Genomic DNA, 23320 nt, shown 5'->3' with positions numbered 1-23320 from the left:
GTAAGAATAAAGCATCTCTCATGGATGCATCATTCTTAAATGGAATGATGTCAATTCTTGAGCAAGAGCCGAGACTCCATAACGTTCTTTCAATTGTGTCGAGCAATGGAGAGTTTGATGATTCATTCAATTTTGAATGAATCAGAATCTGTTTCAACAACAGCAAGCGTTTTGGAGATTAATGGTCAAGCTACAAAGGGCTCACGGTGGATACCTTGGCACACAGAGGCGATGAAGGACGTGGTTACCTGCGATAAGTCTCGGGGAGCTGGAAACACGCTTTGATCCGGGAATTTCCGAATGGGGCAACCCCTAGAACGGCCAGCTGAATCCATAGGCTGGCACGAGCCAACCCAGCGAACTGAAACATCTTAGTAGCTGGAGGAAAGGAAAGTAAAAACGACTCCCTAAGTAGCGGCGAGCGAACGGGGAAGAGCCTAAACCGATGGTTTCGACCGTCGGGGTTGTGGGACAGCAATGTGGAAAAGGGATGTTAGTGGAAGTGTTTGAATGACACGCCACAGAGGGTGAAAGCCCCGTACACGAAAACTGAACTGACCTAGCTGTATCCCGAGTAGCACGGAGCACGTGAAATTCCGTGTGAATCTGCGAGGACCACCTCGTAAGGCTAAGTACTCCTGTGTGACCGATAGCGAAACAGTACCGCGAGGGAAAGGTGAAAAGAACCCCGGGAGGGGAGTGAAATAGAACATGAAACCGTGAGCTTACAAGCAATGGGAGCCCGACTAATCGGGTGACCGTGTGCCTGTTGAAGAATGAGCCGGCGACTTATAGGCACTGGCGGGTTAAACCGGAAATGGTGGAGCCACAGCGAAAGCGAGTCTGAATAGGGCGTTTGTCAGTGTTTATAGACCCGAACCCGGGTGATCTAACCATGGCCAGGATGAAGCTTGGGTGATACCAAGTGGAGGTCCCAACCAACTGACGTTGAAAAGTCACTGGATGAGCTGTGGTTAGCGGTGAAATGCCAATCGAACCCGGAGCTAGCTGGTTCTCCCCGAAATACGTTGAGGCGTAGCGTCTCGTGCTCCAGCAGGGGGGTAAAGCCACCATTTCGGTGCGGGCTGCGAGAGCGGTACCAAATCGAGATGAACTCTGAATACCCTGTGTGTAGCGAGGCAGTCAGACTGTGGGGGATAAGCTCCATGGTCGAGAGGGAAACAGCCCAGACCGCCAGCTAAGGTCCCCAAATCAACGCTAAGTGATAAAGGAGGTGGGATTGCCCAGACAACCAGGAGGTTTGCCTAGAAGCAGCCATCCTCAAAGGAGTGCGTAATAGCTCACTGGTCGAGCGATCCTGCGCCGAAAATGAACGGGGCTAAGCGTTGTACCGAAGCTGCGGATTTATGGTAGGGGAGCGTTCTATGTGGGGCGAAGCGTTAGCGTGAGCGGGCGTGGACTGCATAGAAGTGAGAATGTCGGCTTGAGTAGCGAAAACATGGGTGAGAATCCCATGCACCGAAACCCTAAGGGTTCCTCCGGCAGGCTCGTCCGCGGAGGGTTAGTCTGGTCCTAAGGTCAGGCCGAAAGGCGTAGTCGATGGATAACAGGTCAACATTCCTGTACCGGTTATGTTTTGGGAAGAGGGACGGAGAAGGCTAGCCAAGCCAGATGTTGGTTACTGGTTCAAGCGTTCGAGGCTATGAGGAGCGGCGAAAACGTTCCGAGCTGAGGCGTGAGTACGAGCTGCTACGGCAGCGAAGTTGGTGATGTCATGCTTCCAAGAAAAGCTCTATACCCGTTAAGGCATAACTGCCAGTACCCGAAACCGACACAGGTGGGGTGGTAGAGAATACCGAGGTGCGCGAGTTAACTCTCTCTAAGGAACTCGGCAAATTAGCCCCGTAACTTCGGGAGAAGGGGTGCCACCGCAAGGTGGTCGCAGTGAAAAGGCCCTGGCGACTGTTTACCAAAAACACAGGTCTCCGCTAAGTCGCAAGACGATGTATGGGGGCTGACGCCTGCCCAGTGCCGGAAGGTTAAGGAAGCCGGTCAGCGTAAGCGAAGCTGGCGACTGAAGCCCCGGTGAACGGCGGCCGTAACTATAACGGTCCTAAGGTAGCGAAATTCCTTGTCGGGTAAGTTCCGACCCGCACGAAAGGCGTAACGATCAGGGCGCTGTCTCGGAGAGAGGCTCGGCGAAATAGAATTGTCTGTGAAGATGCGGACTACATACACCCGGACAGAAAGACCCTATGAAGCTTTACTGTAGCTTGGTATTGTGCCCGGGCTCTGAATGCGCAGGATAGGTGGGAGACGTTGATCTCGTGCTCGTGGGTACGAGGGAGTCAATGGTGAGATACCACTCTTTCAGAGCTAGGGTTCTAACGTTCACCCGTTATCCGGGGAGCGGACAGTATCAGGTGGGCAGTTTGACTGGGGCGGTCGCCTCCTAAAAGGTAACGGAGGCGCACAAAGGTTTCCTCAGGCTGGTTGGAAATCAGCTGACGAGTGCAAAAGCAGAAGGAAGCTTGACTGTGAGACCTACAAGTCGAACAGGGACGAAAGTCGGTTTTAGTGATCCGACGGTTCTGAGTGGAAGGGCCGTCGCTCAACGGATAAAAGTTACTCTAGGGATAACAGGCTGATCTCCCCCAAGAGTTCACATCGACGGGGAGGTTTGGCACCTCGATGTCGGCTCATCGCAACCTGGGGCTGAAGTCGGTCCCAAGGGTTGGGCTGTTCGCCCATTAAAGCGGTACGCGAGCTGGGTTCAGAACGTCGTGAGACAGTTCGGTCCATATCCGGTGTATGCGTAGGAATATTGAGAGGATTTCTCCCTAGTACGAGAGGACCGGGAGGAACGCACCTCTGGTGTACCAGTTATCGTGCCAACGGTAAACGCTGGGTAGCCATGTGCGGAGTGGATAACCGCTGAAAGCATCTAAGTGGGAAGCCCACCTCAAGATGAGTATTCCCATGGGGTAACCCAGTAAGGTCACGGGAAGAACACCCGTTGATAGGCTCTACGTCGAAGTCCAGTAATGGATGCAGCGGAGGAGTACTAATAGACCGAGGGCTTGACCATGATTCGGTTCTTGCCTGAGGCGACGTTTTATTCATTTCAGACACATGATCAATGACGAGAGTTGTTGATGATGTCCTATGCAGTTCTCAGGGTTCAACCTTGGGAATGTTTTCTATCCTGGTGTCCATGGCGTTGTGGAACCACTCCGATCCATCTCGAACTCGGTTGTGAAACGCAGCAGCGGCGACGATATTTGGGGGGTAGCCCCCTGAGAAAATAGCTCGATGCCAGGTAAAACATTTTTATCACGCACGTGATGCGAAGAAAGCCACCCTTGAGGGGTGGCTTTTTTTGTGCCCTGACGCGCTAGTTTGGATTCATAACTTTGACAGAATTCATGGCATCAAGGCTGTCGATTCGTCAAATTTGCCGCTCTCTGTGGAGGGCTTATTTGCGATGGGCGTCTTCTGATTGTGTTGACCTCAGTGCTGCTTTTGCCTATTACACGCTTCAGTCAATCTTTCCGATTCTCCTGATTTCGTTGTCTCTCGCTTCCTGGCTGCTTGGGCGACAGCAAAATCTTGATCAACAAATTCTGATCTACGCGAGTGGTGTTTTGCCGCCTCCAGCGATCGAAATTGTCAGGCAGACTCTTGAGCAGCTTGTGTCGCAGGGTTTTGGTGCGGGCCTTTTAGGAGCAGCTGTTCTGCTCGTGACGGCTGGAAATGTTTATCTCACGCTGCAGCGGGGAGCTGATCGATTGTGGCGCGAAGTGTTGCAGCCATTGCCGGATTCCATGCCATTTGGAGCCCAGGCTTACCGCTTTGTACGGGTCAGAATTGAGGCCTTTCTGGTTGTGATTCTGATCGGTCTGCTGATCTTCGTTGATCAAATCAGCGCCAATCTCCGAATGATTCCCACGGCATTCGTTGATGAACTTGCCAGTTCATTGCCATGGCTTGCTGAGGTGTTTCCTGAATTTCCTGTTCTGCAATTCGGGCGTTTATTGATTTCGATGCTGGGTTTTTCGGCAATGGCGTTGTTGTTGCAGTTCTTGCTTCCCAGTCGAAAAGTTCCCTTTCTACCCTTGATACCAGGCTCGATGCTGATTGGTTTTCTGTTGACACTTCTCAATCTCGCTGTCAGTCGAAGTATTTTTTCACTGGGATCACGATTCCAGGCCTACGGAGTGATTGGAGGGGTTCTAGTGCTCACATTGTGGGTGTGGATGGTGGGAGTTGTGATTTATTTCGGACAATGTTGGAGTGTTGAGCTGGCCAATATGCGTATGAAGAAAGGCGGTGATCTTCGCTATGAGTGTGTTCAGAACTGACAGCAATCAGTGATCATGGTGCTTTCTTCAACGCATTTCAGTTGATATGGGTCGAGTGCCTCCTCTGGTCTGGCTCATCGGACTTCTGTTGTTGCTGCCGACTCCTGTAGGCAAAGCCCTGATTGATGTGGTCGGCGGAGTTGCACTGGTTCTGCTGGCGCTTCCTCTGATTCTCGGTGGCCTGGGCTGGATTGGCTGGAAGGTTCTGCAGAGTCGAATGCAGGTCTGTCCCACCTGTGGTTCAGCCTCATTGCAGTCCGGTCCCGTCTGTGCCGTTTGCGGTTCTGCTTTCTCGAAGACCGATGTTTCTCCCTCGTCAAGCTCTCCGATTGAATTTGACTCAGCACCTGCAAGTTCAGTGACCATCGATGTCACTGCAGAGGATGTTGACAACTGATTTTGTGAGCTATCAACTGGTTGCACTTGCGTTTTGATCGTTCGGTGCTTCCTCGTTCTCGAGTTGCAGCAGCCGACGTTCACGCAGATGCAAAAACACGGGCCCCCCGCAGGCGAACGACACGCCGACGCACAACACCAGGGTGATCCACCAGCCTCTGACCTGCAAACGGCGTCCTTCAGTGGCGATCCAGATGGTGAATGCAGCGGCGCCGATGATCAGATCACGACTCAGGGATCGTGATGCTGCGTTGAGATTGGCATCCTTGATGAATCCGGCCAGGTCAAATCCTGAGCCTGATGCCGCCTGCATGAATTCCAGATTGGCCTGCCAGGGCAGAACGGCACCCAGCAGGCCCAGAATCAAATAAACCCAGATCAGAACGTTACGCATCGTTCCGCTGTTCAAACGTTTCGGTGGTCAAGGTCTCGGGATCGAGTTGAAGAACATTCTGTTCAGTTTCACTGAGCAGTCGTTCACATCGACTCAGAAAAATCTCAGCCCGCTGATGACTGCTTTGAAGTTCCGACAACGGCAGGGATTCGTCCTGAAGCTTCGCTAGCAAAAGGTCGAGAGCCTGAAGGGCCTCCTCATAGTTGAGCGTTTCGGCATCGTTTTGCCAGGTTGCCTTTGGATCGTTCTCGACCGGTTTGGATTTCTTCGGCATGGAAGGAAGGTGAAGAGCTGGTGGTCGTCTGGCTTGTCTAGGAGAGGCGGACGTTATTCACTGTTGGGCTGCACGGATTGGACCGTCACATCGATCGTTCCATCGCGAACATGAATCACCAGAGCATCGCTGCGATTGGCTTCAGTTGATGACTGCAGCAACGTTCCGTCTGCGCGAGTCACTTTGGCGAAACCTCGGCTCAGCCAGCGGTCCGGTGCAAGGGCTTTGAGCAGCTGTCGCCTTTGGTCCAGTTGCAGTCGGCTTTGCTGCAGAACAGTCCGTGGGTGCACATCTTTCAGTGCCTGACGTCGTTGCAGCAGCCGCTCCATCTCCCGCTTCAAACGCCAGCGCTGTTGTTGTCCGAGTTGCTGGCGCTGCTGACGAACCGTCTGCAGGGCTGTTGTTCTGCTGGGCAGCAGGCTCACGATCGCAGCCGTGGGAGTGGCAGCTCGGTGATCCGCCACCAGGTCGGCCACGGTCAGATCGTCTTCGTGCCCGAGCCCCGTCACCACAGGGCAGGGGAAGCAGGCAATGGCCCGGCACACCTGCTCATCATCGAAAACCATGAGGTCCTCCCTGCTGCCTCCTCCCCTGGCCAGAACAAGTGCATCCAGATCGATTTCCGGCAGGGCTCTGCTGAGCTGCTCCAGCACTGAGCAGAGCTGAGGTGCAACAGCTCCCTGCACCGGGACCGGCACAATCAGCAGCTCTGTCAAGGGCCAACGCTCGCTGGCGGTTCTCAGCATGTCCGCCAGTGCGGAACTCGGCACGCTCGTCAGCAAGGCAATCCGTCTGGGGATCGAAGGCAGCTGTCTTCGTGCCGCTGGATCAATCACCCCCTCCGCTGTCAGGAGGGATTTCACTGCTTCAAACCGCCGTTCAACGGTTGACAGGCTGGGTCGGATGTCGATGGTCTGCACCGCGAGACTGGCCCGTGCCGCCCAGAAATTCAGTTTTCCCACCACGGTGATGCCGTCACCATCCGCCGGCAAGTAACCCAGCTGTTGCAACCGGGATGCCCAGCAGACCACCGTGATGCTGGCTTCCCCATCGGTGAGGTTGAGCCAGAGATGCCCCTTTTTGACCTGGGGATGGGACGCACATCCCTGGACCAGAAAACGAGGCGCGAAACCACGTTCCAGCAGGGAGCCAACGGCATTGTTGAGCTCCTTGACGGAGTAGCTGGGGATGGCGTCAGCGATCAAGGCGGCGATAGGCGAACCCCCAGTAGAGGCAGACAGCACCTGCAACAACGCTGAGGATCCGCCCCCATTGGTGGTCGAGCTGGGTCAGTCCGATCGACAGAAACACCAGTGCACTGCTCAGCAACCTGGCACCATCGCGGCGGTTGCCGGCGAAGAAGGGGAGCAAGGGAAGAGAACGACTTGGCATACTCTCTCGCAGAAACAAGCCGTCATGGAAAAACCCCATCGGCATGCCGATGGGGTTTCTGAGAATTGAAGGCTCTCAGTGCGGTATTGCGCGATCAGCCGAGGCCGATCTGGGACAGGATTCCCTGACCGGTGAGCAGCTCGGTGCCCAGGCCGATCACGAAGCCCATCATGGCCAGACGGCCATTCCAGGTTTCAGCAAAGTTGACGAAGCCGAAGCGGGATGCGTTGTCAGACATGGGTCGTGATCCGTGACTTCAACCAATGTAACAAACAGTGGAGTTTTGTTGCCTGTCGTGAATGCGACATTACGAGAACTTCTTCGACTTGCTAGTCGGAGAAGCCGTCATTGGTGATTCTGGCCACGGGTGTTTCGGGTAGCGGCCGCGCATCTCGCGGCGCACATCGTGGTAGCTACCTGCCCAGAAGCCTGCGAGATCCCTGGTGCGCTGCAAGGGACGTCCGGCCGGCGAGAGCAGTTCAAGAGTCACGGCCAGTGTTCCGTTGAGAAGGATTGGACCCTTGCTGCTGCCGAACATCTCCTGAAGCTTCACCGACAGCACGGCTTCGCCTTCGCTGTACGTCACTCTGGCTTCTCTGCCGCTGGGGATCTTCAGCCGCTCGGGAAGCAGGGTGTCCAGTTCACGGCGCAGTTCCCAGGCCAGATCACTCCATAACGCCTCGATCAGGGCGGCGCTGTCGAGATCCTGCCAGCTGCAGCAGCAGAGGCTTGCCTCTTTGATCCAGCATTCAGGATTCCTCTGCAGTTCCTCAATGGAGCGATCGGGCCAGGGGTCGCCGAAGTGGCTGTGGGCAATCTGAAGACGTCGACGCAGTTGTTCGCAACGTTCGTTCCAGGGAAGACGTTCGAGGCCGTCATTGCGCAGCTGCTGTAGCAGCGCCTGGCTCACCAGATCAGCTGAGGGGCGTGGCAGCTGCTGGCGCTGCAGTTCGATGGCCCCCAGCCTGAGAATGCGCTCGGCACGGATCCGTTGCTGTTTGTCGCTCCAGACCACGTGCTCGCTCCACTCTCCCTGCTTGTCAGCGATCTCTTCGAGAAAGCCCTGGCTGATCGGAACAGCCAGGCGGATGCGTGCATCACGCTCGTTCAGATCGAGCTGGGCGATGGCCAGGGCCTCGGCGCTGCTGAGGGGATCAGACATCGGGAGCATTGCGCCACGCCCCTGACGCAGCAGAAAGGAGCCACTGCGTCCTGCTCTCGCCAGTGCGAGCCATTCGGGGAAAGCCGAAGCGATCAGCCGCGCGATGGCAAGCTCTTCCGGCTCATTGAATGGGGTTGCTTTCACCGCTGGCTTGACTGCCCGCAGTTGTTTCTGCCACTGCAGGCTTTGCCGCCGAATGCGTGAGAGGACGACATGGTCGCTGGCTCGGTCTGATGTTCTCAGTCGCCGCAGCCGGTGGACGATGTCACTCCCGACAACACGACCTCCAGGGATATCGCGTTCGCTCAGCAAGGCCGCCAGATCGCAGGCCAGCGGTTCCAATCGCCAATGACGTGCCTGGATCAACATCAGGCCAAGCCGGGGATGCATGCCGAAGCCCGCAACCTCCCGCCCAGTGGCTGTGATCTGCCCACGAGCAGACAGCAGCTTCAGCAGCTTCAGCTGCTGCTGCCCCTCCTGGAGCAGCGCTTTGGGAGGAGGTTCCAACCATTCGAGCTCTTCACCCAGGCCAGCTCCCCACTGCGCCAGATGCAGCACTGTCGGCTGGGGATCTGCCCTTTGTAGCTCCGGAGGGTCTTGCGCCGGACGGCGACGCTCATCAGCCACTGACCAGAGGCGTAGGCAACGGCCGGGTGCCTGACGCCCCGCTCTGCCGCGCCGCTGATCGGCGCTGGCCATGCTGGCTGGCACGGTGACCAGCCCTTCCATCCCAGTGCCTGGATCGAAACGGGTGTGGCGATTCAGGCCAGCGTCCACCACAAGGCGGATGCCGTCGAGGGTGAGGGAGCTTTCCGCGATGGATGTCGCCAGCACAATTCGCCCGTCCCAGCTCGCTTCGCAGGGCTTCAGGCTTTCGCTCTGCAGTTTGAGAGAGAGCTGACCATGAAGTGTCAGCACTTGCCAATTCTGCAGACGTTGAACGCTGATGAGCTTCTGCCGGCACCGTTCAATCTCACGCACTCCGGGAAGGAACACGAGAACACCAGGAGGGTTCTCGCCGATCCGACGGTTGCATTCGATCTGAGTCAACTCCTCCTCGAGAGCGCGCAGCACATGCGACTCGAGGGGTTCCTGATCGCGTGGAGGGAAGTGATGCGTTTCAACAGGGAAAGCGCGTCCATGGCTGGTGAGTGTTTCAGCGCCTTCAAACTGAGCCGCCAGCGACTCCATCTGCAGAGTTGCTGACATCAGCAGCAGCTTCAGCTCTGGCCTCAGCAGCCGTCGTGCCTCGCGAAGCAGGGCGAGGGCGACGTCGCTGTCACGCCGTCGCTCGTGGAATTCGTCGAAGATCACCGTTCCGATCCCGGGCAGGTCAGGCTGTGACTGGAGACGACGCAGAAACAGGCCATCGGTGATTGCTTCGACAACCGTTGCTTCTGAACGCTTTTGTTCGTTGCGTACCGAATAACCTATGCGCGCTCCGACCGGCTCGCCGATCGACTGAGCCAGTCGTGCGGCGGCGGCCTTTGCGGCAAGCCGTCTCGGCTCGATGAGCAGGATCCGGCCATCAGGCTGTACTCCGTCAACCAACTCGCCCATCAGAGCCAGAGGAACTCTGCTGGTCTTGCCTGCACCGGGGGGCGCCTGGAGAATCAGAACTCCTGAACGGCTCAGACGAGCACAAAGATCTGGAAGCAGTCCATCAATGGGGAAGGAACCCAACAGCGACGATTGCGTCAGCGAATGAAGTTGAGCAGTCCAAGCAGCAGAATACTGGTGAGAGCTCCCATGGCAGCGAGCAGTCGAACCAGCGGGGCGACGCGGCGGTTAAGCGTGGCCATGAAGAAATCCTTAAAGGCCTGAATGGTGACTTTTTAGCCCGATGCTTCAAGGCTTCGCTGTGTCCGTTAGCACGGTGTTACATGCGGAGTTCCATGGGGGCTGCGAAGGTCAGCGCACGTGGCGAGCCCCATCCACAGGGTGATAGTCCTCTCCTGTGAGTTCCTCGTAAACGATTGCGGGCAGACCAGTTTCAAACATCGTCTGCAGAGCCTCCTTGAGGTAGGGGTTCCAACCACCGGTGCTGACCTGTCCATGTCTGACCGTCCAGTCCCAGGTTCCCTGAAGGTCGCGGGGAATTCGCCCTTCACGGTCGCGACGGGCAACCAGATCGAGGGATTCCACCAGCCCCACCTGGATCGGATCCTTTCCGTAGGCGGGAGTCAGGCTGAGCTCGAGCCGGACGGGATCCTCTTTCAGCAGACGCAGACGAAAGCGGGGAGGAAGTTTCACGGATTTGATCACCGCGGCAACAATCCGTGTTCTTTGATCCACCAGGAGGTTCCCCCTACGAGTCCGAGTAGAGCTGCCGCGCAGCTTTCATACCTAACTTATTCACCGGGACGCAGACCAGGATCTCCTGTGTCGTCTTCACCGCTAAATCGAACGGTGAGCAGGTCTTCCTCGGTCAGTCGGCCATCCCCATCGAGCAGTTCCGGATGAATGGTCACCTTCCCGGTTCGATCCGCATGGGGATCAGCCTCTCCCGGAGATCGCACGGCCGCACTGAACCCCCGCCCCATCACCCGGAAGGCCTGCCAAAGCAGGGCCAGGAAGACCAGTCCGTAAATCAGGGGAAAAAGACTGCTGATCATGGGATGACGATGGTTGTCGAGCTTGGACGCAACCTCTCTGCATCCATCATCGCTATTTCCTGCCCTGTTGTGCCCCTTCTTTGCGCATCTTTGGTTGCATCTGGTCATGGAATCAACGGCGATCCCCACTGTTCAAGGCGGAGGCCCCTCCCTAGCGTCTGAATCGCGAAGTTCGTCGCTGCTCCTTTTCATGGCTCTGGCACCCTTGGCTTGCGAGATAGACCCTGCGCCGATGATCCGGCTTCAACGCCATGTCATGCCTCTGGTGATGGGACTGTCGCTTGTGGCCCCTGTTGAACTGCTATCGCCGCAGCGGAGTGTTCATGCGGCGCCGCCGGTCTCTGCTCCCGCCAGGCAAACCAAGCAATCCTTTGTGGCAGCTGCCGTCGCGCGCAGCGGTCCTGCGGTGGTCACTCTGGAGACGCAGCGAACGGTGAGAACAGCCGGTGGATCAGGTCTGCCGCAAGGCCTGCTGATGGATCCCTTCTTTCAACGCTTTTTTGGGCTGCAGGGTTCAGCAGCTCCGAGAGCGCGTGTGGAACGTGGGCAGGGAAGCGGTGTGATCTTCGATGGTCAGGGTCTGGTTCTGACCAATGCACACGTGGTTGAGAACATGGACCGTGTGATGGTGGGTTTACCTGATGGCAGGCGGGTTCAAGGTCAGGTGGTCGGACAGGATTCCGTGACCGACCTCGCGGTCGTGAAACTCCAGGGAGAAGGCCTCTGGCCGACGGCACCCCTTGGCGATTCGGATCGGCTGCGTGTTGGTGACTGGGCAATCGCCGTTGGTAATCCTTTCGGGCTGGAGAACACCGTGACGCTCGGAATTGTCAGCAACCTCAACAGGAATGTTTCCCAGCTGGGCATCCAGGGCAAGCGTCTAGATCTGATTCAGACCGATGCCGCGATTAATCCAGGGAACTCCGGAGGTCCGCTGCTCAACGCCGATGGAGAGGTCGTGGGGATCAACACCCTGGTGCGCTCGGGTCCCGGCGCGGGCCTTGGATTTGCCATCCCGATCAACAGGGCGAGAACCATCGCCTCACAGCTGGTGGCTCAGGGAAGGGCCAGTCATCCCATGGTCGGAATCGGTCTTTCTTCGGTTCCTGCGCCAACGCCCGGTGGCATTGTCCCCAAGGGTGCGGTGGTCCGCTCGGTGATTCCTGGAGGGCCAGGTGCTCTCGCGGGCCTCCAGGTGAACGATGTCATCGTTTCAGTGGGCGGAAAGCCAGTCCGCAACCCCGCTGAAGTGGTGACAGCCATCGACCGCAGCGGGGTGGGGCAGCCACTGGTCCTCAACGTGCAACGTCAGGGAGAGCAACTTCCCGTGACAGTCAGGCCGGTTGAAATGCGTGCACTGAAAATGCCCTGATCAACCTTCAGGAGTCATCCGAATCCTTGAGTTGCTCAACGCAGCGTGTGATGCATTCCCCATCATCCAGGGAGCAGGTGGTGATGCACTCGAAATAGGTTTCAACGGCATCCCATGTCTGCTCATGGTCGCCTGTTTGATTGGGGCTTGCTCCGCTGAGCTCACTGATTCCACCGGCCTGGGTTTCAGTGTTTCTCATCAAGTGCCGGGATCAGTGATGTCAGCCTATGCACACGTTCTGAGGGGGTAAAGGGAAATAAGTCTTCCTGCCTAACAGTTCATGAAGTTTCGTCTTGCCAGCGGACGGCGATGCTTCAGGCGGCGTTCCGGCGTCTTGCCTCCCGTTCCTTTTGCTTCTCGCGCTTGGCTTTGCGTCTGGCGTCCTGTTCCGCTTGCCTGAGTGCTGCTTCGGCAGCTTCTCGTTCTTCTGCTTTTTTTTCAACGTAATAGGAGTAATCGCCTCGGTAGAGGATCAGTTCGCCATCGCGAAGCTCGACGATGCGGTTGGCGACTCTGGAAATGAAATAACGGTCATGGGAGACGAGCAAGGCTGCACCCTCGTAGGCGCAGAGTGCGTCTTCCAGCATCTGCTTGGCAGGAATGTCGAGATGATTGGTGGGTTCGTCCAGAACGAGGAGGTTGCAGGGAGTCAGCAACATCAGGGCCAGTGCAAGACGCGCCTTTTCGCCTCCGCTGAGCTTGCCGACCTCCTTGAAGACGGTGTCATTGCTGAAGCAGAAGCTCCCCAGCAGTGAGCGCACCTGCGTCTGAGTCCAGTCCGGCACCGCCTCAAACATGGTGTCGATCACGGTTTTGCCCAGGTCAAGAGCCTCCGCCTGGTTCTGCTCGAAATACCGTGCGATCACATTGTGTTCACCCAGGCGAGCCGATCCCTCGTCAGGAGACTCCATGCCCATGATCAAGCGCAGCAGCGTGGACTTGCCGGCCCCGTTCGGTCCCACGAATGCGATGCGATCACCCCGCTCCACCTCCAGCTCCGCTCCGAGGAAAAGGATCTGATCTCCATAGCTGTGGGTGAGGTCCTCCATCACGGCCACCTGGGCACCTGAGCGGGGAGCGGGCGGGAATCGGAAACTCGGGCCGGCAACGCTTTCAATCGGGGCGTCGACCAGTTCCACCTTGTCGAGCTGTTTCTCACGGCTCTTGGCCTGAGTGCTGCGCGTGGCGCTGGCCCTGAAGCGATCGATGTAGGCCTGCTGGCTGGCGATCTCCTTCTGCTGACGGTCAAAGGCGGCCTGAGTCGCCTCCCGCTCCAGCTGCTTCTGTTCCAGATGCGCCGTGTAATTGCCGAGATAACTTCTGGAGATCCCCCGTTCAGTGGAGACGATCTGGTTGCAGACGCGGTCGAGAAACGTGCGGTCGTGGCTGATCACAACGAGTGCTGCCGTTTGCTCCTGCAGGTAGCCCTCAAGCCACTGAATGGTCTCCACATCCAGGTGGTTCGTCGGCTCGTCGAGCAGCAGCAGATCCGGATCCTGAAGAAGGATCTTGCCCAGCGCGATGCGCATCTGCCATCCACCTGAATAGTCCCTGACCAGGCACTCTGCACTCTCCGGAGTGAAGCCGATGGTGGGCAGCAGCTTGTCGATGCGTGCATCCAGTTCGTAACCATGCAGAGCCTCGAAACGGTTCTGCAGCTGCCCCAGCTCATGAATGAGCTTGTCGAGATGATCGGGATCCTCGGAAGCTTTCTCAGAGCCCATCGCTTCCTCCACCTCGCGCTGACGGTTCAGCACCGTGGCGGCCTCCCCGAAGGCCTGAAACAGCTCCTGCCGCACTGAACGGTCGAGGTCCACATCGAATTCCTGCTGGAGGAAAGCGATTCGAGGTTCCCCCTGGCGAACAACCGAGCCACTCGTCGGCTCCTCTTGGCCGGCGATCAGCCGCATCTGCGTTGACTTGCCGGCTCCGTTGACACCCACCAGGCCAATGCGATCACCGGGTTTGATTTCCCAGGTGACGTCCCTGAGCACTTCCCCGGTGGGATAGATCTTGCTGACGTGCTCGAGTCGCAGCACCGGCGAGAACGCGGACAATCTCCATCATCTCGTGTCGAGGTATGGGCAGACTGTGCTCACAGAGAGATGCAGCGTTGATGCGAAGGCTGGAGCAAGTCGCCGCCTTGGTGGTGGCCGCAGGCTTGGCCCTGGTCAGTTACTGGTTGTTCTTTAGCTGGGCCGGTGGAGGGGGCAGCCGTGATCGTCAGCCTGTCCAGGATTCAACCACCCAATCCAGCCAGCTGATCAAAGACCACCTCTCGCTTTGACCAGCCACTGCTTGCTGAGGTCATCATCCAGGCTGCTGATGAATGCCTTGACTTCCTTGTTGGTCACGGGAAGGTTCATGCGCTCGCCCACCTGACAGATGGCCTCAATGGCTCCATCCGGGTTCTGCAGGGCCTGACGAAACAGCGCGCGGGTCAGATCCCTGTCCTGTTCGATCTTTTCGTAGAGCTCTGCTGCATTGCTCATGGGGCGCCACCATCTCAACAAACCCTATCCATGGCCCTCCGCTGCGCCCACCGCCTGGCTGTCGGTCAAGCTGCCTGGTCAAGGTCGGCCTCCTTGAGGCCTGATGCCGAGGCGTCCTCCATGCTGCGTGCGTCCATGCACAGCACCTTGCGCAGCTGCGCGTAGTTGGCAGCCTGTGAAACCCTGCCCTCCTGAACTGCTCCATATTCAGCCCTCTGCAGCACATGGTGCAGATGGGTGAGTAGGTAAGAGCTGATCACTGCGGACACCAGCACATCGCTGTTTTCCGCAGCACGACGTGAACGGCGTGAACCTGCTGGTCGGCGTGTGCGCGGTGCTGACTGGCGAGTGCTTGAAGCCTGGCTGGTTGTGCGTGGCATGGCAGTCCTGGCGGAATCGTGGGTTTGCAGTCCTGCGGTGATGAGCCGCGTGTCAGGGATCGAATCGGTGATCGCATCATAGTGCTGGATACTACCCTTGCGCATCTCTGTACACTTTTAGGTATCTCTGCCTCACGGTTCGTGGCGACCCGCCAAACCTCATCCAGCGGGAAGCCGAAATCTCCACGGATTCAGGTCGTGTTGCCAGAGGAGCTCTGCAGGCGGCTCACGGCGCTCGCCGAACAGGAGTGCCGAACCGTCAGCAACATGGCCATGGTCTTGATCCAGCAAGGCGTTCAGCGTCTTGAGCAGACCGGGTCTTCACTGGCTTCTCCTTCAACGTCAACAGAACGATTGCGGTCGGCGCTCGAGGCCCAGCAGCCTCGCCGACTGCGGGGAGCCCCTCGCAGGTTGCGCTTGCATCGTCCGGGCTGATTCAGATCCTGCTGATCTGAGAAAATCACTCAGGCAGGGTCCGCACGGATTCCAAGGACGCAGGAGCGTTCTGCACCGGTGATGGCGGGTGCGTTGCCAGGATGGTTGCGGTGATGCCACCAGGCCAGCAGTGCGAAAACCAGGGCTTCGCGCGACTCGCAGGGAAGATTCAGATCATCGCTGGGACGCACCCTCAGGCCGAGGCAACGCGACTGCAGTTCCTTCATCAAGGTTGTGTTGTGACGGCCCCCTCCCGCCACCACCATTTCGATCGGCAGGGGCAGGCCAAGGCTGTGCAGATGTTGCAGGTCTTGAGCAACAACCGCAGCAGTGAAGGCTGTCAGTGTGGCCATCCGGTCTTCGCGGCAGGCCGGTTGAAGCTCTGAGAGCCTTCGCGCCAGATCGGCCCGACCGAACAGTTCCCGTCCGGTCGACTTGGGAGCTCTGCGCAGGAAATAGGGCTCTCGCAGCCAGTTCGCCAGCGGCTCCCTCATCACCTGTCCCAGCGCTGCCATGGCTCCGTTCCTGTCGCAGCGGTCCCGCCCATCGGTGAATTCCTCGATCGCCAGATCGATCAGACTGTTGGCCGGACCACAGTCCCAGCCGAGAACCGGTCGCTTCCGGTCCGGACCGCTAGAAGGCGGAATCAGGGTGATGTTGGCGATACCCCCGAGGTTCAGAAGCGCTCGCCAGCCTTGGATTCTTCCCATCAGAGCTGCATCCGCCATGGGCACCAGTGGTGCACCCTGCCCACCCAGTGCCAGGTCCGCTGCCCGGAAATCATGGATGACAGGTCGCTGCAGGATCTTTGCCAGCAATGGACCCTGAAGCATCTGCCAGCTGCTTCCTCGCCGCACTCTTTCTGTTGAATCGCATTCAGGCGGTCTGTGCCAAATCGTCTGGCCATGGCAGCCGATGAGGCTGGCTGAATGATCGGGATCGCATGCTTCAGCAGCCTTTGCCTGGAGTTCCGTGATCGCCTCAGCCAGTTCCAGAGTGGCCGCTGCAGTGGCAGCTTCTCCCTGGGCCATAGCCAGAATTCTCTTGCGCAGATCTGAGGGATAGGCGGCGGAAGCACTGTGAATCAGGGTCCAGCGTGGGCTGCTCGATGAACCACTGAACTCAGCAAGAACGGCATCCACTCCATCGGCGCTGGTGCCGCTCATCAGCCCGAGAACGCGCATGATTCTGGTCAGGTGCGTGGGAGATTCTGAAGGTCATCCGTCAAGCCCATCACAACCAGAACATGGCCCTCCATGAGGACATGTGACGCGGATGGATTGACCATCAGGTCAGCGGCTGGCCCTGCTGCCAGCACGTTCACCCGATAGTTCTTGCGTAGATTCAGATCGCGCAGCGAGAGGCCCACAAAACGCTCTGGAACTTTGATCTCCTCGATCGAGTTGAGCTCATCGAGCTCCAGTCGTTCCATCAGGTTGGGTCGAACCAGCTCGAGCCCAAGGCGCTCACCCTGCATCCGGGAGGGGAACACCACCCGATCCGCACCAACACGCTTCAGCATCTTTTCGTGCAAATCGCTGGTGGCTCTTGCAATCACCCGGCGCACGCGAGTGCCCTCGCTGTCTTTGGCAATCAGAGTGGCTGTGATGCTGGCTTCGATCGGTTCGCTGATGGCCACCACCACGGTGTCCATGTCAAGGATGCCGGCTTCCCGCAGGGATTCCTCATCGGTGCAGTCCAGCACTCTCGCTTCGATCGACGGCTCAAGCTGCCTGAGTTCCTCGATCGCCTTGGAGGAACGATCCACGGCCAGCACATCAGCGCCGCTCTGCATTAGCTGTCGGCAAACAGCACTGCCGAAACGTCCCACGCCCACGATCCCGAAGCTGCGGGGGTCGCTGTCCTCAGCAGGCGACCAGTGCCACCAGTCCCTCATCGCATCAGCTCCAAAGGATCGAGGTCAGACATAGAGATCCTCTCTGGGATAACCGATCCGATTCTGGCGTTGAAGCTGGTTGCGGTCGAAGCTCTCCCAGATGGCACTCAGGAGCAGCAGGATTCCCAGCCGTCCCACAAACATTCCGACCACCAGAATCAGCTGGCCAAAGCGCCCAAGCTGTTCCGTCACACCCAGGTCCATTCCCACCGTGGCAAAGGCGGAGATGCAGGTGAACAGAAGTTCCAGAAAGGTGAGTGGCTCGTCTCCGTTCTGATTGGTTGTGAGCGCGAGCAGCAGCGCCATCACCAGAACGAACATCAGTGAAGCCATCACGATGCTCACGGCTCTGAGCACCACCTTGTCGGGAATCTGACGGTGACGAATGACGACGTCATCCTGGCCCCGAAGTGTGGATCGGGTCGCGGCCATCAGCGCTGCCACGGTGGTTGTCTTGATGCCTCCTCCCGTTCCGCCGGGACTGGCTCCGATGAACATCAGGGCCATCAGGAGCAGCAAACCGGAATCGGAGACACTGTGCTCCGAGAGCGGAACTGTGGTGAATCCAGCTGTGCGGGCACTCACCGATTCGAACAGGGCACTCATCAGCCGCTCAGGCCAACCCATCGTGGTGAGTATGTGCCCCTTGGACAGGGATTCGGTCAGCAGCAGTCCGAAGGTGCCGATCAGAACCAGCAGGATGGACGTGCGCAGTACCAACCTGGTGTGAAGACTGAGATTGCGCCGCTTCAATCGCTGCCGATTGCTCCACAGATCACTGGTCACCCGCCATCCCAGTCCACCCAGAACGATCAGGAGCATGATCACGACATTCACCACACGATTCGTCCTGTAGCTCTCGAGGCTGTCGCTCCAGAGGCCGAACCCTGCGTTGTTGTAAGCCGAGATGCTGTGAAACACAGCTGCCCAAAGCCTTTCACCACCTGCGGGAAGGTCTGAGAACCCGAAGTTGTAGAGAACAAAAGCCCCAACCATGATCAGCACCGCTGCAGTGAGGGCAATGTTCCTGAATGTGCCGCCGACACCACCCACTCCGAATTGGTCGAGCGTCTGGCCTCGATCCAGGCGCCGACGCAGGGAAGCTCCTCTCACCACAAACCCCTGCAGGAAGGTGGTGATCGCCATCAGACCGAGACCACCAACCAGGATCATCACGGCGAGGACCGCCTGCCCGGTGATGGTGAGATCCTCGCCCACGTCAATCACAGTGAGGCCTGTCACGGTGACTGCCGAGGTGGCTGTGAACAGTGCTTCCCAGACGCCGACGCTGCCGCTTGAGCAAAGTGGGCTCGACAGCAGCAGGGTTCCGATCGCGATCACCAGCAATCCGGTCACAACGGTGAACTGGGGCACCGTGAGGCGGCGGTACCAAGCCTGCGTGCGATGAATGGCCCGAGGAAGTGCCATCGACGTCAGCCTCCCCCCGACTGGGCCAGGATCAATGCAGGAACCAGCAGCGTCATCAGCAAGGTCAGGCCTGCCCCGTAGCGGGCCACATCGAGGAAGCGATAGCGCCCCGGTGCGAACACCATCAGGTTGGTCTGGTAGCCCATGGGAGTGAGGAAGGATTGACTGGCACCGAACAGCACCGTGAGCAGCAGTGCCTGGGGGGGAAGGTTCAGAGAGGGTGCCAGCTGGGTGGCCACAGGGACCAGCAGGGCCACTGACGCGGCATTGCTCATCACACTGGTGATCAGATTGGTGGCCAGGAAAATCACCAGCAATGCCCAGTAGGCAGGCCAATTCAGCAGCAGTCTCTCCATGTCGGAGGCCATCGCGTTGGCCAGGCCGCTGGTCTGTAAAGCCACACTGAAACTGGACAGCGACCCGAGCAACAGAATCACGTCGAGCCTGATCGACCGTTGTACCTCTCCTGTTCGCAGGCAGCCGAGCAGCACCAGCAGCACAACGGCCAAAAGCACTGCGGCGACAAGAGGGATCTCGGTGACTGTGGGCACCAGCAGCATCAGGGCCGTGATGGTGACGGCCTGAGGTTTGCGGCGAATGGTGGGCAGATCGTTCTCAAGCTGATCCAGCACCAGCAGGTCGTTACTGGCCTGCAGCCCACGGATTGCATCGAGGGGCGCTTGCAGCAGCAGCACATCGCCTTCACGCAGAACGGCCTGGCCAAGTCGTTCCTGCACCATCTGCTGACCACGCCGGAGTGCCAGAACTGTCGCGTTGTGGCGTTGTCGGAAGCGCAGTTCACGTAGGCTTGCGCCGGCCAGCGTGGATCCAGCCGGCAGGAGTACCTCCACGGTCTTCTGGGCGTCTGCACTGTTACCTGAGAAAGCAGACTCGGCGCTCACCTGGGGCAGCTGATCTGCCGCAGGACGACTGGCTGCGGCGAGCTGAACCGTGTGTTCCTGTTGCAGGCGCAGCAGATCAGCGCGGGTGACCCTCAGCAGCAGGCGATCATCGGCCTCGATGCAGCGGTCAGCCAGGGGGGGAAGGATCCGTTCACCACCTCTCTGCAGCTCGAGCACATCCACATCGAATCGACGTTGCAGCCTGCTGTGCCGCAGGGTCTGTCCGACCAGGGTTGAGGAGCCTGGGATGGTGACCTCGGTGAAGTAACCGGTCAGCGATTGGTTGGTGCTGATCTGGTCCTCGGGTGCGCTCCTGTCCGGCAGCAAGGCGCGGGGGGCGAGCATCATGTAAGTCGCTCCTGCGAGCCAGACGGGCACACCGATGGAGCTGAAACTGAACAGATCCAGGGAGCCGTAGCCCAGCTGCTGGCTCACATCACTGGCCAGCAGATTGACGGAGCTGCCGAGCAGGGTCAGCGTGCCCCCCAGCAGCGTGGCGAATGACAGAGGCAGCAGCACCCGTGACGGTGCGATCCCCCTCTTCTGGCACCAGGTCTCCAGTACCGGCAGCAGACTGGCCACGATCGGGGTGTTGGGCACAACTCCTGAGATCGGTGCCACCACCAGCGTCAACAAGCCCACCATGCGTCGGGGACTGCGGATGCGTTCGGAGGCAATCAGTTCACGCAGTCGATCGAGGGCGCCGCTTCTGAACAGTGCAGCCGAAACGGCGAACAGCCCCATCAGCGTGATCAGTGCTGGGCTTCCGAAGCCGCTGAGGGCCTGAATTGGGGTCAGCACTCCACCGATCATCAGCAGCGCAACACTGAGCAGGCCCACCAGCTCGGGTGCCATCGCGCCGCTGATGAACAGCACCACCGCAAGCATCAGCACTGCGAGCGTGATCAGAGCGTCTCCGTTCTGCAGAGCGACACCGAGCTCAACCATTGGGGGGTGCGTCTTCCGGCTCCCAGAACGTCTGCTCGAGCCATGTTCGCAGACCCTTCAGGCCGGTTCCCAGGGTGGCGGACAGATAAAGGGCTTCCGGTTCCAGTTCACGGATACGTTCCAGAGCAGTGGCCTGGCAGCGGTCAATCTGATTGGCCAGCACCTTTCTGGGTTGCTCGCAGCCCAGGCCGTCGAGAATGGCGTTAACGGCGTTGAGCTGTCCCTGCCAGTCGGGATCTCCGAGATCAACCACCAGCAGCAGCCGGTCCGCCGTGCGTGTTTCCTCCAGCGTGGCCATGAAGGCCTGCATCAGTGGAGCAGGAAGTTCACGGATGAAGCCCACGGTGTCGGTGATCAACAGCTCACGGGGTGCGGCTCCAGCTCTCGGAAAACAGAGCCGGCGTGTGGTGGGATCCAGGGTCGCAAACAGAATGTTCTCCGCCTGGACAGGGCCTCCTGGGGCGCGATCACAGAGTGCATTCAGCAGCGATGACTTGCCGGCATTGGTGTACCCGACCAGTGCGACTCCAGGCAGGTCACGGCGTCTTTCCCTCAGTCGGGCGCGATGCGCCCCGAGCTGCTTCAGTTCCCCGCCCAGGTGTTCGATCCGTCTGCTGATGGCACGCCTGTCCTTTTCAAGCTGGGTTTCTCCGGGGCCGCGGGTGCCGATGCCGCCTCCCTGCCGAGACAGACTCAGCCCCCGACCGGAGAGTCGCGGCAGTCGATAGCGAAGCTGGGCCAGTTCGACCTGCAGGCGCCCGGCAGCACTCGAGGCCCGTTGGGCAAAGATGTCGAGGATCAGTTCGCTTCGATCCATCACAGGGCTGTCCAGTAACCGCTCCAGGTTTCTGGCCTGAACAGGGGTGAGCTCTCTGTCGGTGATCACAAGCGTGGCGCCGTGCCTGCGGATGTCCAGGGCTGCCTCCTGCAGCTTGCCTGTGCCCCAGAGGGTCTGCGGATTGACCTGACCCTGACGCTGGCGGCAGACCGCAACCGTTGTGGCACCGGCACTGCGGGTTAGCCCCTCAAGTTCGGCCAGTTCTCGCTCGTTTCTGGCTGGATCCGCTCCGGTGATTGTGAGCAACAACACCCGCTCCACCGTTGCACCGTTCCCAACCGCTGCATCGAGCGGTTTGCATAACGGACCTGCATACCCGGCAGCTGATTCAGCGCTGCTGAGCAGCGTCAGATCTCCTGTTCCGCTGCATTTCCAGCCGCACTCCGAACCGGGGTCGGGAATCCATAGGGCGCCGCTGCGGATCCCGCTGGGAGAGACCGCGGCCTGATAACGCAGCCATGACTCGGGCAGCACATCCAGCGCGACGAAAGCATCACGTCCTTCAGGTGCGAGATCCGGCGAACGCCGGCCCTGCAGGGTGCTGATCAGACGCCATTGTCTTGGACGACGCCTCTCACCTCCTTGGAGATGGCGGTCCAGCCGGTCGGATTCTCCCAGCGGGCCAACCCAGAGCAGACGACAGACACCTCTGGCATCAATCAGCAGGTGCAGAGTCTCCTTAAGCATTTCAGCCAGTTCGGCAGCCCGTTCAAGCGTTAAAACGTCAGCGCCGGATCCGTCGGGATGGCGACGATGGCTGAGTCGCTCCAGCTGCTTTAACTGGGATGGTCGCAATCCCCTGGTTCTCCCAGCCAGGTGTGCCTGTTTCAAGGACTGACCAGCCAGGCTCCCGCCGCGCGAAGTCCCAGCGAGAGTCCTGGCAGACGGGTGAGGTAGGTGAGCCGGCGCAGCTTGAATGCCAGAGGGCCGGCCAGGGTCAGGCCAAGGCCGGTGATGGTGGCGTCGCCGATCCCGAGACTCAGCATTTCGCCAAGATCCTTGAAGATGAAAGACTTGGAATCCTCGTGGCGGAGCTTTGCCTGCAGTTCCCTGGCAGCAAACTGCCCCTGCTGAATCGCCGCCTGAGCTGAATGAGGCCAGCTGGTTAGCTCATCCCCTTCGGGATCAACAGCGATGTCTCCGAGCGCCAGAACATTCGGGTAGGCCGACAGACGCAGCGCCGCTGTCACTGGCACGCGTCCTCTGTGAAGCTCCATGCTCGGAGAGAGGTCAGGAAGTGTGGGGCGGCTGCCTGCGGTCCACACCAGTCCGTCATGGTGCAGTTCACGGGTGCCCTGCTGTCCGCTCAGCATCACGGAGGTTTCTGACACTGACTCAACTTTCGTGTTGAGGTGGATGGTTACACCACGTTTGTGCAGAGCTTTTTCGGCCTGTTCCCGATTGAAGGCCTTGGACCTCGGCAGGATCTGATCACCGAGTTCGATCAGTTGCACACTGGCGGCTCCATTGAGCAGATCCACGACTTTGCAGGCCAGTTCGACGCCTGTGGCACCGGCACCGGCAATCACCAGAGAACTGCTGCCGGATGGGTGCCGCCGCAACTCCTGAAGACGTTCCTGAAGAGGCTGCAGATCGGTGAGGGTGTGGAAGTGCAGCGCGTGTTCGCGTACCCCTGGAATCCCGAAGTCGTCAGGTCGTGCACCTGTGGCCATCACCAGCTGGCTGTAATGCAGTGCCTGGCCCGAGGCTGTGGTGATGGTGCTGGAGTCGAGGTCGACTGAACTCACACGATCTCGCAGATGACTGATCCCGCGTCCCTCCAGCAGGGATGCATAGTCAGGCGCCACCTCCCATCCCTTGAGCTCTCCGCTCATGAGTTCGTAAAGCAGAGGAACGAACACGAAGCGGTCACGAGGTTCAATCAGCACCACCGCTGGCCTTGGATGCAATCGGCTGATCCCAAGAGCCGTTGATAATCCGGCGAAACCACCGCCGATCACCACGATCGGCTGAACTTGCCCGCTGTAAGGGGGAGTCAAGGCATTCTCTGGAGCGTGTTGAAACCATAGGCAGACCAGTGGTCACCTCGGCATTGGAGGATGGGGTGCATGA

The 23320-nt window shown here is 58.9% G+C and carries 23 protein-coding genes and 2 rRNA genes; 7 read left to right on the top strand and 18 right to left on the bottom strand.

What is annotated here, in order from left to right; all coding sequences use genetic code 11:
* Positions 1-183: 183 nt before the first annotated feature.
* The 4 genes from SIB56_RS09775 to SIB56_RS09760 all read left to right on the top strand — a co-directional run bounded on the left by SIB56_RS09775 (position 184) and on the right by SIB56_RS09760 (position 4719).
* Positions 184-3049: ribosomal RNA gene (locus tag SIB56_RS09775) — 23S ribosomal RNA — on the top strand.
* Positions 3050-3165: 116 nt separating this feature from the next.
* Positions 3166-3282, top strand: a 5S ribosomal RNA gene (rrf, locus tag SIB56_RS09770).
* A gap of 104 nt (positions 3283-3386) precedes the next feature.
* Entirely contained in the window at positions 3387-4322 is a 936-nt protein-coding gene (locus SIB56_RS09765) for a YihY/virulence factor BrkB family protein (RefSeq protein WP_413323753.1), read from the top strand.
* A 46-nt stretch (positions 4323-4368) separates the two neighbouring features.
* Positions 4369-4719, top strand: coding sequence for a hypothetical protein (locus tag SIB56_RS09760; RefSeq protein WP_413323752.1), 351 nt, complete (start codon positions 4369-4371; stop codon positions 4717-4719).
* Positions 4720-4731: 12 nt separating this feature from the next.
* On the opposite strand, the gene SIB56_RS09755 is transcribed toward SIB56_RS09760, so the two are convergent.
* The 8 genes from SIB56_RS09755 to SIB56_RS09720 form a co-directional block, all read right to left on the bottom strand.
* Complete coding sequence (locus SIB56_RS09755; protein WP_413323751.1) at positions 4732-5112, bottom strand: DUF2834 domain-containing protein; 381 nt, start codon at positions 5110-5112, stop codon at positions 4732-4734.
* Positions 5105-5386 (bottom strand): exodeoxyribonuclease VII small subunit, encoded by a 282-nt coding sequence (gene xseB / locus SIB56_RS09750; RefSeq protein ID WP_413323750.1) that lies wholly within the window; start codon positions 5384-5386, stop codon positions 5105-5107. The genes SIB56_RS09755 and xseB overlap by 8 nt, the downstream gene beginning before the upstream one ends.
* 53 nt (positions 5387-5439) lie before the next feature.
* The gene (xseA, locus tag SIB56_RS09745; RefSeq protein ID WP_413323749.1) at positions 5440-6591 is read right to left on the bottom strand and encodes an exodeoxyribonuclease VII large subunit; all 1152 of its coding nucleotides are present in this window, start codon (positions 6589-6591) and stop codon (positions 5440-5442) included.
* Positions 6581-6757, bottom strand: a complete 177-nt coding sequence (locus SIB56_RS09740) for a hypothetical protein (protein ID WP_413323748.1) — start codon at positions 6755-6757, stop codon at positions 6581-6583. The genes xseA and SIB56_RS09740 overlap by 11 nt, the downstream gene beginning before the upstream one ends.
* Before the next feature lie 115 nt (positions 6758-6872).
* Entirely contained in the window at positions 6873-7016 is a 144-nt protein-coding gene (locus tag SIB56_RS09735; RefSeq protein ID WP_066911871.1) for a chlorophyll a/b-binding protein, read from the bottom strand.
* Positions 7017-7085: 69 nt separating this feature from the next.
* On the bottom strand, positions 7086-9623 hold the full coding sequence (gene hrpB / locus SIB56_RS09730) for an ATP-dependent helicase HrpB (protein WP_413323747.1): 2538 nt from the start codon (positions 9621-9623) through the stop codon (positions 7086-7088).
* Between the two features lie 228 nt (positions 9624-9851).
* Complete coding sequence (locus SIB56_RS09725; protein WP_066911878.1) at positions 9852-10235, bottom strand: hypothetical protein; 384 nt, start codon at positions 10233-10235, stop codon at positions 9852-9854.
* Between the two features lie 56 nt (positions 10236-10291).
* Positions 10292-10555: a DUF2973 domain-containing protein gene (locus tag SIB56_RS09720; protein ID WP_413323746.1), complete on the bottom strand. Its 264-nt coding sequence runs from the start codon at positions 10553-10555 to the stop codon at positions 10292-10294.
* Positions 10556-10787: 232 nt separating this feature from the next.
* Between SIB56_RS09720 and SIB56_RS09715 the strand changes: the two genes are divergently transcribed.
* A complete protein-coding gene (locus SIB56_RS09715) occupies positions 10788-11927 on the top strand; it encodes a trypsin-like peptidase domain-containing protein (RefSeq protein ID WP_413323745.1) in 1140 nt (379 codons plus the stop codon).
* Between the two features lie 7 nt (positions 11928-11934).
* Here SIB56_RS09715 and SIB56_RS09710 read toward each other — a convergent pair whose 3' ends face one another.
* Complete coding sequence (locus SIB56_RS09710; RefSeq protein ID WP_413323744.1) at positions 11935-12126, bottom strand: hypothetical protein; 192 nt, start codon at positions 12124-12126, stop codon at positions 11935-11937.
* Positions 12127-12241: 115 nt separating this feature from the next.
* The gene (locus SIB56_RS09705; RefSeq protein ID WP_413327292.1) at positions 12242-13966 is read right to left on the bottom strand and encodes an ATP-binding cassette domain-containing protein; all 1725 of its coding nucleotides are present in this window, start codon (positions 13964-13966) and stop codon (positions 12242-12244) included.
* A 41-nt stretch (positions 13967-14007) separates the two neighbouring features.
* Here SIB56_RS09705 and SIB56_RS09700 point away from each other — a divergent pair, with 41 nt between their 5' ends.
* Positions 14008-14214: a hypothetical protein gene (locus tag SIB56_RS09700; RefSeq protein ID WP_413323743.1), complete on the top strand. Its 207-nt coding sequence runs from the start codon at positions 14008-14010 to the stop codon at positions 14212-14214.
* Here the strand turns inward: SIB56_RS09700 and SIB56_RS09695 are convergent.
* Entirely contained in the window at positions 14192-14419 is a 228-nt protein-coding gene (locus tag SIB56_RS09695; RefSeq protein ID WP_413323742.1) for a hypothetical protein, read from the bottom strand. The two genes, SIB56_RS09700 and SIB56_RS09695, sit on opposite strands and share 23 nt — an antisense overlap.
* Positions 14420-14484: 65 nt before the next feature.
* Positions 14485-14799: a hypothetical protein gene (locus SIB56_RS09690; RefSeq protein ID WP_413323741.1), complete on the bottom strand. Its 315-nt coding sequence runs from the start codon at positions 14797-14799 to the stop codon at positions 14485-14487.
* Positions 14800-14940: 141 nt separating this feature from the next.
* Here SIB56_RS09690 and SIB56_RS09685 point away from each other — a divergent pair, with 141 nt between their 5' ends.
* Positions 14941-15234 carry a ribbon-helix-helix domain-containing protein gene (locus tag SIB56_RS09685; protein ID WP_413323740.1) on the top strand — a complete coding sequence of 98 codons (294 nt, stop codon included), beginning with the start codon at positions 14941-14943 and terminating at the stop codon, positions 15232-15234.
* Positions 15235-15263: 29 nt separating this feature from the next.
* On the opposite strand, the gene SIB56_RS09680 is transcribed toward SIB56_RS09685, so the two are convergent.
* The 6 genes from SIB56_RS09680 to SIB56_RS09655 are packed head-to-tail and all read right to left on the bottom strand — an operon-like array spanning position 15264 to position 23247.
* Positions 15264-16418 (bottom strand): anhydro-N-acetylmuramic acid kinase, encoded by a 1155-nt coding sequence (locus tag SIB56_RS09680; protein ID WP_413323739.1) that lies wholly within the window; start codon positions 16416-16418, stop codon positions 15264-15266.
* An 8-nt stretch (positions 16419-16426) separates the two neighbouring features.
* Positions 16427-17131 carry a potassium channel family protein gene (locus SIB56_RS09675; RefSeq protein WP_413323738.1) on the bottom strand — a complete coding sequence of 235 codons (705 nt, stop codon included), beginning with the start codon at positions 17129-17131 and terminating at the stop codon, positions 16427-16429.
* 24 nt (positions 17132-17155) lie between these two features.
* Complete coding sequence (locus tag SIB56_RS09670) at positions 17156-18559, bottom strand: TrkH family potassium uptake protein (RefSeq protein WP_413323737.1); 1404 nt, start codon at positions 18557-18559, stop codon at positions 17156-17158.
* Between the two features lie 5 nt (positions 18560-18564).
* The gene (locus SIB56_RS09665) at positions 18565-20409 is read right to left on the bottom strand and encodes an SLC13 family permease (protein WP_413323735.1); all 1845 of its coding nucleotides are present in this window, start codon (positions 20407-20409) and stop codon (positions 18565-18567) included.
* A complete protein-coding gene (gene hflX / locus SIB56_RS09660; RefSeq protein ID WP_413323734.1) occupies positions 20402-22078 on the bottom strand; it encodes a GTPase HflX in 1677 nt (558 codons plus the stop codon). Before hflX ends, SIB56_RS09665 begins: the two co-directional genes overlap by 8 nt.
* Positions 22075-23247 carry an NAD(P)/FAD-dependent oxidoreductase gene (locus tag SIB56_RS09655; protein ID WP_413323733.1) on the bottom strand — a complete coding sequence of 391 codons (1173 nt, stop codon included), beginning with the start codon at positions 23245-23247 and terminating at the stop codon, positions 22075-22077. Before SIB56_RS09655 ends, hflX begins: the two co-directional genes overlap by 4 nt.
* Between the last annotated feature and the right edge of the window lie 73 nt (positions 23248-23320).

This window comes from Synechococcus sp. MIT S9503, from assembly GCF_047304175.1.
Lineage (GTDB): Bacteria > Cyanobacteriota > Cyanobacteriia > PCC-6307 > Cyanobiaceae > Synechococcus_C.
This window is presented reverse-complemented; position numbering and strand designations above follow the sequence as displayed.

What these genes read in the sequence shown, in the direction of transcription:
- SIB56_RS09765 (WP_413323753.1), top strand. Translation starts at nt 3,387, where the DNA reads ATGGCATCAAGGCTGTCGATTCGTCAAATTTGCCGCTCTCTGTGGAGG.
- SIB56_RS09760 (WP_413323752.1), top strand. Translation starts at nt 4,369, where the DNA reads ATGGGTCGAGTGCCTCCTCTGGTCTGGCTCATCGGACTTCTGTTGTTG.
- SIB56_RS09755 (WP_413323751.1), bottom strand. Translation starts at nt 5,112, where the DNA reads ATGCGTAACGTTCTGATCTGGGTTTATTTGATTCTGGGCCTGCTGGGT.
- xseB (WP_413323750.1), bottom strand. Translation starts at nt 5,386, where the DNA reads ATGCCGAAGAAATCCAAACCGGTCGAGAACGATCCAAAGGCAACCTGG.
- SIB56_RS09735 (WP_066911871.1), bottom strand. Translation starts at nt 7,016, where the DNA reads ATGTCTGACAACGCATCCCGCTTCGGCTTCGTCAACTTTGCTGAAACC.
- SIB56_RS09720 (WP_413323746.1), bottom strand. Translation starts at nt 10,555, where the DNA reads ATGATCAGCAGTCTTTTTCCCCTGATTTACGGACTGGTCTTCCTGGCC.
- SIB56_RS09715 (WP_413323745.1), top strand. Translation starts at nt 10,788, where the DNA reads ATGATCCGGCTTCAACGCCATGTCATGCCTCTGGTGATGGGACTGTCG.
- SIB56_RS09710 (WP_413323744.1), bottom strand. Translation starts at nt 12,126, where the DNA reads ATGAGAAACACTGAAACCCAGGCCGGTGGAATCAGTGAGCTCAGCGGA.
- SIB56_RS09700 (WP_413323743.1), top strand. Translation starts at nt 14,008, where the DNA reads ATGGGCAGACTGTGCTCACAGAGAGATGCAGCGTTGATGCGAAGGCTG.
- SIB56_RS09695 (WP_413323742.1), bottom strand. Translation starts at nt 14,419, where the DNA reads ATGAGCAATGCAGCAGAGCTCTACGAAAAGATCGAACAGGACAGGGAT.
- SIB56_RS09690 (WP_413323741.1), bottom strand. Translation starts at nt 14,799, where the DNA reads ATGCCACGCACAACCAGCCAGGCTTCAAGCACTCGCCAGTCAGCACCG.
- SIB56_RS09680 (WP_413323739.1), bottom strand. Translation starts at nt 16,418, where the DNA reads ATGCGCGTTCTCGGGCTGATGAGCGGCACCAGCGCCGATGGAGTGGAT.
- SIB56_RS09675 (WP_413323738.1), bottom strand. Translation starts at nt 17,131, where the DNA reads ATGAGGGACTGGTGGCACTGGTCGCCTGCTGAGGACAGCGACCCCCGC.
- SIB56_RS09670 (WP_413323737.1), bottom strand. Translation starts at nt 18,559, where the DNA reads ATGGCACTTCCTCGGGCCATTCATCGCACGCAGGCTTGGTACCGCCGC.
- SIB56_RS09665 (WP_413323735.1), bottom strand. Translation starts at nt 20,409, where the DNA reads ATGGTTGAGCTCGGTGTCGCTCTGCAGAACGGAGACGCTCTGATCACG.